The 702-nt window shown below is 58.8% G+C and carries 1 protein-coding gene; it reads left to right on the top strand.

The features are described from left to right. Window positions 1–125: 125 nt before the first annotated feature. Window positions 126–702: F-box protein (locus tag ACM43_RS09585; RefSeq protein ID WP_271539851.1), on the top strand; the 577-nt coding region annotated here is incomplete at its 3' end.

Raw genomic sequence — 702 nt, 5'->3', positions numbered from 1 at the left:
ATATTGCTCCATAATGAACGGCTATTTGTTTTGGAAGGTCATGAACTTCTATCTGGCACGCACGGAGGAGAGGAATACGTCCAATGCGGCGGTCGTGACCGCTTCGATGTCTGTAGGAGATGGTGATGAGAGGCATTGATGGGCTTGGCAAAGGAACTATCTCCGGTTTTCACACCCACGAAGCTGGTGGCGCGGACGATCCGGGGCTGGCTGTTGGCCTTGAACGAGCCGACCAATCATCCTGTTTTGTCGTGGAGCAGACGCGCGCTGAGCCTCAAGAGGACGGCGCTCCCTCCTCTAGCAACAACCCGCGCATCATCGGTGACCTTGGTAGGCCTGACTTAACCAGACTACCGCCGGACTTAGTCCATCTACCGCAGGACGTGTTCGACATGGTGGCCAAGAAGCTCAGGCCGATCGATCTGGTGAGTGTGTCGCAAACAAGTCGCCGATTGCGTAATGCCGCCGAGCTAGCTGCGGAGGTTCACGGACGGCGCCAGAGAGCTATCCAGGTTCAGTTCGTCTGGCGCAGGTTGACGATGCCTCACTTCGGCGGCGTGGATTGTTTTGCTGCGCTGCTAAATCCCCACGTGATCCGATCACTTGCGCTGAACTTCGATTGCCTGACCGGGGCGCAGCAGGAGGGTCTCGTCGTCCTCGCCGAGCAGCTTGCCGCGCCCACGGCCCGCGTCTTGGCCCTGG

It is taken from the genome of Bradyrhizobium sp. CCBAU 45321, assembly GCF_028128975.1.
GTDB lineage: Bacteria > Pseudomonadota > Alphaproteobacteria > Rhizobiales > Xanthobacteraceae > Bradyrhizobium > Bradyrhizobium yuanmingense.
This window is presented reverse-complemented; position numbering and strand designations above follow the sequence as displayed.